The sequence below is a fragment of the Pseudoalteromonas sp. MM17-2 genome (assembly GCF_022347945.1).
Lineage (GTDB): Bacteria > Pseudomonadota > Gammaproteobacteria > Enterobacterales > Alteromonadaceae > Pseudoalteromonas > Pseudoalteromonas ruthenica.
Window position 1 is genome coordinate 34,920 of the sequence record NZ_JAKRFV010000028.1, and the last position, 8,123, is coordinate 43,042.

Consider the following 8,123-nt stretch of genomic DNA (forward strand, 5'->3'; position numbering starts at 1 on the left):
GACAAAGAGACAGCGCACTGGTTATAAAAACAGTATTCTATTTAGCCAAGCTGGAACTCTTGTTATACTGGTGGCAATTATGACAGGTGGAAAGCGGCGATGGATGTATCTGAATTACTTGATGGCTTAAACGACAAGCAACGCGAGGCGGTAGCAGCGCCGTTGCAAAATATGCTGGTATTAGCAGGAGCTGGCTCGGGCAAAACCCGAGTCTTGGTGCACCGCATCGCTTGGCTTACTCAAGTTGAAGGAGCCTCGCCTTTTAGCATCTTCGCCGTAACCTTTACCAATAAAGCCGCAAAAGAGATGCGTGCTCGTGTCGAGCAGACCATTCAAGGCTCTGTTGGCGGCATGTGGGTAGGCACATTCCACGGCTTGGCACACCGTATTTTGCGCGCCCATCACCGCGAAGCCAAGCTACCTGAGTCTTTTCAAATTCTTGATAGCGATGATCAACAGCGAATGATCCGCCGCTTACTCAAGGCCATGAATATTGATGAGAAGAAGTGGCCAGCCAAACACCTTGCGTGGTATATCAGCGCCAAAAAAGATGAGGGCCTGCGCCCGGGTGACATTCAAGCCTATGATGTCAACGAGCAGCTATTGCTGCGTGTATACTCAGCTTACCAAGAAGCTTGCGATCGCGCTGGACTGGTCGATTTTGCAGAAATACTGTTGCGCTGCTACGAGGTACTGCAGCAAAACCCCACTTTGCTGCGCCATTATCAACAGCGCTTTGCGCATATTCTGGTGGATGAGTTTCAAGATACCAATACCATTCAGTACCGCTGGCTAGCACTGATCGCAGGCGATACCAACAGCATGATGATTGTCGGCGATGATGATCAAAGTATCTATGGCTGGCGTGGTGCCCGTATCGAGAATATCAAACGCTTTTTAGACGACTTCGACGCCGAAACCATTCGTCTTGAACAAAATTACCGCTCGACTGCCACCATCTTGAAAGCGGCGAACTCTCTGATTGAGAATAACGCAGAACGCATGGGTAAAAATCTGTGGACCGACGGCAATCAAGGCGAGCCTATTTCCATTTATGCTGCTTTTAATGAGCTAGATGAAGCGCGCTTTATTGTTGGCAAAATAAAAACCTGGATGGATGCAGGCAATGCGCTAACCGATACCGCAATTCTTTACCGTAACAATGCGCAATCTCGAGTCTTAGAGGAAGCCTTGTTACAAGAGGGGTTAAAGTACCGTATTTATGGCGGCATGCGCTTCTTCGAGCGCCAAGAAATCAAAGATGCATTATGTTATTTGCGCCTGGTGAGTAATCGTCAAGATGATGCCGCCTTTGAGCGTGTGATCAACACCCCAACTCGAGGCATTGGCGATAAGACGCTCAGTCATATTCGTGACTGTGCCCGAGCCGAGTCGCTGCCATTATGGTATGCCGCCAAGGCTATTTTAGAGCAGAAACATTTGTCTGGTCGCGCCGCCACAGCAGTCAATCGCTTTATTGAGTTGGTTGAGGATGTGGAGCAGCGTATTGCTGAGTTGACCCTTGCAGAGCAGGCAAAATACACCATAGAGAATACCGGTTTGATGGCCATGTATCAGGCCGAAAAAGGCGAAAAAGGCCGTGCTCGCGTGGAAAACTTAGAAGAGCTTATTAACGCTTGCGAGCAATATGAATTACCCGTTGATGAAGAGTTTTCCTCACCACTGCAAGGCTTTTTAGCCTATACCTCTTTAGAGGCCGGAGAGGGTCAAGCCGAAGAACACGAAGACGCGGTACAAATGATGACTCTGCACTCCGCCAAAGGCTTAGAGTTTCCATTGGTATTTATGGTCGGTGTAGAGGAAGGCATGTTCCCGTCACAACAAAGCCAAGAGGAAAGTGGTCGCTTAGAAGAAGAGCGCCGCCTATGTTATGTGGGCATGACCCGAGCTATGGATAAACTCTATATTACCCACGCTGAAAGCCGGCGCTTATATGGCCAAGAAAAGTATCACAGCCCGTCACGGTTCCTACGAGAAATGCCGGAAGACTGTGTAGAGGAGATCCGCGTTAAAACAAAAATCTCAGCGCCACAACAAGCTAACCGCTTTAGCCCTTCATTGACTCAAGCAGCGTTTGCCGACAGCGGCTTTAGTCTCGGCCAGCGAGTTATCCATGCTAAGTTTGGTGAGGGTACCGTGCTTAACTACGAAGGAGCTGGCCCGCAATCACGGGTACAAGTAAACTTCGACGATGTTGGTAGCAAATGGTTGGTCACCGCTTATGCGCGCTTACAAGCAATCTGAGCTAGCCTCGTTACTGAGTGGCTTAAACCAGCGGCGTTGGCGGCAACTGCTGCTGCTGCGGGGTGAGCCGTCATGGTGCGCACAGCAACTGCAATATTTGCAACAGGATACCGGCAGCGACTGGCTCACTTTAAGTAAATCTAACCACTGTGTTGATAACCAATGGCCGGAGCATCTGCACCAAGTTCTTGGACAAGAGCATAGCTTTGTTGCCTACGATTGCTACAGCGGCTTTTATGCCGATAAGGTAGCTGCAGCCGCTGGCACTGTTAAAGCCGGGGGCCTAATGGTCGTTATGCTGCCAGAAAATACCCACGACTTTGTCGACCCTGGTATCAATAAAATTCTGCCTTATGGCCACCCTCAACCCGAGAGTTGCTTGTTTTGGCGCTGGTTTGAGCAACAATTAGTCGACTGTAAGCCACTTAGCCTCTGTCAATCAACGCAAACTCACCAAGCCCTTACTTATCAATCGCTAGCTTACACGACCGCGAGTTCTCAGGACTACAGCGAGCAAGAGAAAGCTATAGAGTTGATCATCAAAACAGCCACAGGGCGTGCCCACCGGCCCTTGGTGCTCAGTGCTGATCGGGGTCGCGGGAAATCAGCAGCGCTTGGCATAAGTGCCGCGAAACTGCCTGACAAAGATATTATCCTCTGTGCCATTCAGCGCCGCTCCCTCGACAGCGCTTTTAAGCACTTAGCAGAGCAGACACAACTCGATGCAGACAACGGCAATCAACTGGCTAATGTACGATTTATGCCGCCGGATAAATTAATCAGTGAGCAGCCGCAATGTGACGTGTTATTTGTTGATGAAGCGGCCACCATACCCATTCCGATACTAAAGCAACTCTTAACGCTTTATCCTCGGGTTGTATTTGCCAGCACTATGGCCGGCTATGAAGGCAGCGGTCGCGGCTATACATTGCGATTTTTAGACTTCTTGAAAAAAGCCTATAAGAATCACCGCACCTTCAATATGGTTACCCCCATACGTTTTGCTAACGGCGATCCACTAGAGCAAAGCATCAACCGACTGCTGTTACTGGATATGCGCACACCGGTGCCCGCACAAAGGGTGGACAACAGCGAGGTGGAGCTGCTTAAAGTGCCAGCCCATAGCTTGCTGACTGATGCCGCCTTACTTGAGCAATGCTTTTCCTTATTGGTACTCGCTCACTACCAGACGTCCGCCAACGATTTGCGGCAACTGCTTGATGCACCGTCACAACACCTTTATATCTGCCGGGATAGCGCCAAGGTTATCGGCGTGGCGCTTGTCAGCATGGAGGGGGAGTTAGATCAGGATATATCAAGCTCAATTGCCATCGGCCAGCGCCGTCCTCAGGGCCATCTATTAGCGCAAAGTATGATTAATATGTCCGGTGACGCACAGCTCGGACAACTAAGTTATGCACGCATAGTGCGCATCGCCATTGTGCCTGAGCTGCATCATCAAGGGTTGGGCCATTTATTGTTGTCCTTTATTGAGGAAGACTTAAGGCAGTCGCAGGTAGCGGTTATTGGTACTAGCTTTGGCGCGCATGCAGCGCTGCTTGCGTTTTGGCAATCGGCCAACTACCACACTATCAAACTAGGTAGTAAACGCGACCATGTCAGTGGCGAACATAGTGTATTAATGGTAAAAAGTCTCAATAGCCTCGGTGCTTCGAGTGTTGCGACTCTGAGTCAGAGCTGGTGCCAAGATATGCCACTGTTGCTAAGCCACTGCTTTAATGACATAGCACCAAAGTTAACATTACAGCTGTTAAAAGAAGCGCCAACAAGGCCACTCACCGAAGCGGACAGGCTTTGTCTAACTCGCTTTGTGAATAATGAGATACCATTGAACCTATGCTACGGAGCCCTGTACCGCGCAATCGCAGGTAATTGGTCATTGCTGTTCAACGTGGACGATGAAGCCCAAGCGCTTATCTTGCATACCTTAGGTATAAATAAGCGGGTGGTTGATTTGCAGCAAAGCAAAAAGCAGACTAATAAGGTATTAATAGCTTTAGCTTCACTAATACTAACCTAAGGATCAGCATGCTCAGTGCTCTACTGCTTTCGCTCACCCTTGACGTTGCAATGCCCGTGGCGACGAAGCAAAAGCAATCTCTGAGTTTGGGCATGTCATGTGCACTCACCGGCCCCGCACAAGAAATTGGTAAGGCACTTAAGATTGGCGCCCAACTCTACTTTGATAATCATAATAGACACAGTGATACCATCATCAACCTGACGGTCTTGGATGATGGTTATGAACCAATTAATACTGTGGCCAATACCCATGAGTTCATCACACAAAGAAAGGTCGATGCCCTGTTTGGCTATATGGGGACACCGACTACTGCAGCCATCGTCGATTTAATTTCCAAACACCAAGTCCCGCTATTATTTCCCTACTCTGGAGCAGCTTTTCTGCGCAACCTAGAAACATCCAATGTTATTAATCTGCGTACTAGCTACGACGATGAGGCTATGGCTCATGCCCAGTACTTTAAAGATCGAGGTGTAAAAAGTGTGGGGATAGTTATTCAGGCTGATGAGTTTGGTCTCGAAGCAGGGTCTAGCACCCTAAAAGCACTAGCCAGCAAAGGGTTAGCTGTTAAACAAACGGCACGATTTCGGCGCAATACACAAGATTTAGCCATCGCGCTAAAGAAGCTTTTGCCTCTGCGTCTTGATGCCATCGTGTTGATAGGAACCTACGTTCCGGTTGCTGAGTTTATAAATACCGCAGCAGAACAAGGGCAGGAACCTTGGTTCGCGGCAATGTCATTTACTTCCGAAAGTGCATTACGGCCTCACCTTAAGCAAAGCTCTCGAGCTATAGTCACAGAGGTAGTGGCCGACCCTAACACGTGTCAGCAACCCCTATGTGAAGCCTTTCGGCGGGATTTCTCCGCCGCAGGCATGAGTAACGCCAATCGCTTACATTTTGAAGGTTACTTAAATGCTTATGCGATGACACTGATTGCTGAATTCTGCCAGCAAAGGCAAGCCCCTATGTCATCCTGCATTGCTCAAAATGGCGCACTCATCAGCTCTCAAGATCCACAGCTTGCAACACTCTTCAAGCTTTCAAAGCCCGTTGGTGAGAATAGTTACATCGTTCCACTTAATTAACTGTATTTGCTGGTTAAAAAGTCTATCTAGACTAAGCTTTAGAATAACGATTGCGGGCAACTCTTAGACTTTTATGGACTTTGTTAATTTTCGTATTGGCGCTAAAACCATCTCTTTAAAGATCCTTGATATCTTACTCACTGAGCGTTACGACGATAACCTCACCAGTCTTCCTAATGAGCACAAAGCGTTTCTAGGGGTTAAAGACTATATGGATATACCAACACCGGTATTCGATTTAGGTATTATGCTCAATGGTATCTCCACGAAGCAGAGTAATGCAAACTTGGCGCATAAGTTGGACCAGTTTATTACATTAAATAAAACGTGGTTTACAGCGCTGGAGAACGCCGTAGAAAATACCCAAGCCATGACCAACGAGTACGACGATGATATTCGTCAGTTTGTGCGCTGGTACCACAATATGCACGCCCACGACAGTGACCTAAAAGATATCCTACAGCGCTTAAGTGACAGCCATCAGCGTCTATTAGAGCAAGCTAAATTGGTGCGCACTGCCACACAAGAACAAGGGCGTGAAATATTGAGCTATGAAAAGCATCACAGCTTTGCTCACCTCAATCGCTTATTAGAAACCGCCAAAGATCAGATCTTATACAACTATAAGCCTATCATCGTTTTTACCACTAAAGATGGTCTAAACCCCTATATTGGTTTGCTTATAGACAGAGTGGAAGACAGTATCAGTGTAGAGCAAGATGATATTAAGTCATTAAGTGAATTAACGTCGGTTGGGTTCAATATAGATAATGAAACCAAACATATGATGGCCGGATTAATAAAGCTCGGCGATAGTCACTCAGTGATCATAGAGCCCAGTGCTATTTTTAGGCCTGAACACCTTTCTCACAGTCCAGAAGAAACGCCCGCATATGGATTATTCTGAACAGTAGAGGTTTATCCTGGCTAGGTTGCTGTGTTGTCGGTCAGGATTTTTCCCTGATTGGGATAATGCAAGGCTAAAGCCTTGCCTACGGGTGAGGGGCTCTGCTGTTGTTTAGTTCTGTTGTGGGTCAGGATTTATCCTGACTAGGGTGCTGCAAGGCTGAAGCCTTGCCTACGGGTGTGGGTCTCTGCTGTTGTTTGGTTGTGTTGTGGGTCAGGGTTTACCCTGACTAGGGTGACGCAAGGCTGAAGCCTGGCCTACAGGCATAAAAAAACCCGCTGCACTAATGCAACGGGTCTCTCTAATTAGGAGCCTGGTGATGACCTACTTTCACATGGGCGAACCCACACTATCATCGGCGCAGTTCCGTTTCACTTCTGAGTTCGGCTTAAACAGTCACATACAAACCACTTTGGCGTTGTATGGTTAAGCCTCACGGGTAATTAGTACAGGTTAGCTTAACGCCTTGCAGCGCTTCCACATCCTGCCTATCAACGTTGTCGTCTTCAACGGCCCTTTAGTGGCGTTTAACGCCAAGTGAGAACTCATCTCGAGGCTCGCTTCCCGCTTAGATGCTTTCAGCGGTTATCGATTCCGAACGTAGCTACCGGGCAATGCCTTTGGCAAAACAACCCGAACACCAGCGGTTCGTCCACTCCGGTCCTCTCGTACTAGGAGCAGCCCCTCTCAATTCTCAAACGCCCACGGCAGATAGGGACCGAACTGTCTCACGACGTTCTAAACCCAGCTCGCGTACCACTTTAAATGGCGAACAGCCATACCCTTGGGACCGACTTCAGCCCCAGGATGTGATGAGCCGACATCGAGGTGCCAAACACCGCCGTCGATATGAACTCTTGGGCGGTATCAGCCTGTTATCCCCGGAGTACCTTTTATCCGTTGAGCGATGGCCCTTCCATTCAGAACCACCGGATCACTATGACCTACTTTCGTACCTGCTCGACGTGTCTGTCTCGCAGTTAAGCTGGCTTCTACCATTACACTAACCGTACGATGTCCGACCGTACTTAGCCAACCTTCGTGCTCCTCCGTTACTCTTTGGGAGGAGACCGCCCCAGTCAAACTACCCACCAGGCACTGTCCGCAACCCCGATTCAGGGGCCAACGTTAGAACATCAAACATACAAGGGTGGTATTTCAAGGATGGCTCCATGATTACTGGCGTAACCACTTCAAAGCCTCCCACCTATCCTACACATGTAGGCTCAATGTTCAGTGCCAAGCTGTAGTAAAGGTTCACGGGGTCTTTCCGTCTAGCCGCGGGTACACAGCATCTTCACTGCGATTTCAATTTCACTGAGTCTCGGGTGGAGACAGCGTGGCCATGGTTACACCATTCGTGCAGGTCGGAACTTACCCGACAAGGAATTTCGCTACCTTAGGACCGTTATAGTTACGGCCGCCGTTTACCGGGGCTTCGATCAAGAGCTTCGACAAAGTCTAACCCCATCAATTAACCTTCCGGCACCGGGCAGGTGTCACACCGTATACGTCATCTCACGATTTAGCACAGTGCTGTGTTTTTAATAAACAGTCCCAGCCACCTGGTCACTGCGACCCACTTCAGCTCCAGACGCAGGTCCTTCACCTAATGTGGGCGTACCTTCTCCCGAAGTTACGGTACTATTTTGCCTAGTTCCTTCACCCGAGTTCTCTCAAGCGCCTTAGTATTCTCTACCTGACCACCTGTGTCGGTTTAGGGTACGATTCGATATAGACTGAAGCTTAGAGGCTTTTCCTGGAAGTATGGCACCAACAGCTTCCACTCCGTAGAGTGTCGTCTCGACTCTCAGCCTTA

Annotated in this window: 4 protein-coding genes and 1 rRNA gene; 4 read left to right on the forward strand and 1 reads right to left on the reverse strand. The window is 48.7% G+C overall.

The annotated features are described in order from the left end of the window. Positions 1-99 precede the first annotated feature (99 nt). The 4 genes from uvrD to MHM93_RS17800 all read left to right on the forward strand — a co-directional run bounded on the left by uvrD (position 100) and on the right by MHM93_RS17800 (position 6,304). Positions 100-2,265 carry a DNA helicase II gene (gene uvrD / locus MHM93_RS17785; RefSeq protein WP_239450051.1) on the forward strand — a complete coding sequence of 722 codons (2,166 nt, stop codon included), beginning with the start codon at positions 100-102 and terminating at the stop codon, positions 2,263-2,265. After that, positions 2,243-4,306, forward strand: coding sequence for a GNAT family N-acetyltransferase (locus MHM93_RS17790; RefSeq protein WP_239450052.1), 2,064 nt, complete (start codon positions 2,243-2,245; stop codon positions 4,304-4,306). Before uvrD ends, MHM93_RS17790 begins: the two co-directional genes overlap by 23 nt. Before the next feature lie 8 nt (positions 4,307-4,314). After that, on the forward strand, positions 4,315-5,397 hold the full coding sequence (locus MHM93_RS17795) for an ABC transporter substrate-binding protein (RefSeq protein WP_239450053.1): 1,083 nt from the start codon (positions 4,315-4,317) through the stop codon (positions 5,395-5,397). A 73-nt stretch (positions 5,398-5,470) separates the two neighbouring features. Then, on the forward strand, positions 5,471-6,304 hold the full coding sequence (locus MHM93_RS17800) for a chemotaxis protein (RefSeq protein WP_239450054.1): 834 nt from the start codon (positions 5,471-5,473) through the stop codon (positions 6,302-6,304). 422 nt (positions 6,305-6,726) lie between these two features. On the opposite strand, the gene MHM93_RS17805 is transcribed toward MHM93_RS17800, so the two are convergent. Continuing rightward, positions 6,727-8,123: ribosomal RNA gene (locus MHM93_RS17805) — 23S ribosomal RNA — on the reverse strand; the annotation flags it as partial.

Excerpts from the sequence above, each read along its gene's own strand:
- uvrD (WP_239450051.1), top strand. The coding sequence starts at position 100 with ATGGATGTATCTGAATTACTTGATGGCTTAAACGACAAGCAACGCGAG.
- MHM93_RS17790 (WP_239450052.1), top strand. The coding sequence starts at position 2,243 with ATGCGCGCTTACAAGCAATCTGAGCTAGCCTCGTTACTGAGTGGCTTA.
- MHM93_RS17795 (WP_239450053.1), top strand. The coding sequence starts at position 4,315 with ATGCTCAGTGCTCTACTGCTTTCGCTCACCCTTGACGTTGCAATGCCC.
- MHM93_RS17800 (WP_239450054.1), top strand. The coding sequence starts at position 5,471 with ATGGACTTTGTTAATTTTCGTATTGGCGCTAAAACCATCTCTTTAAAG.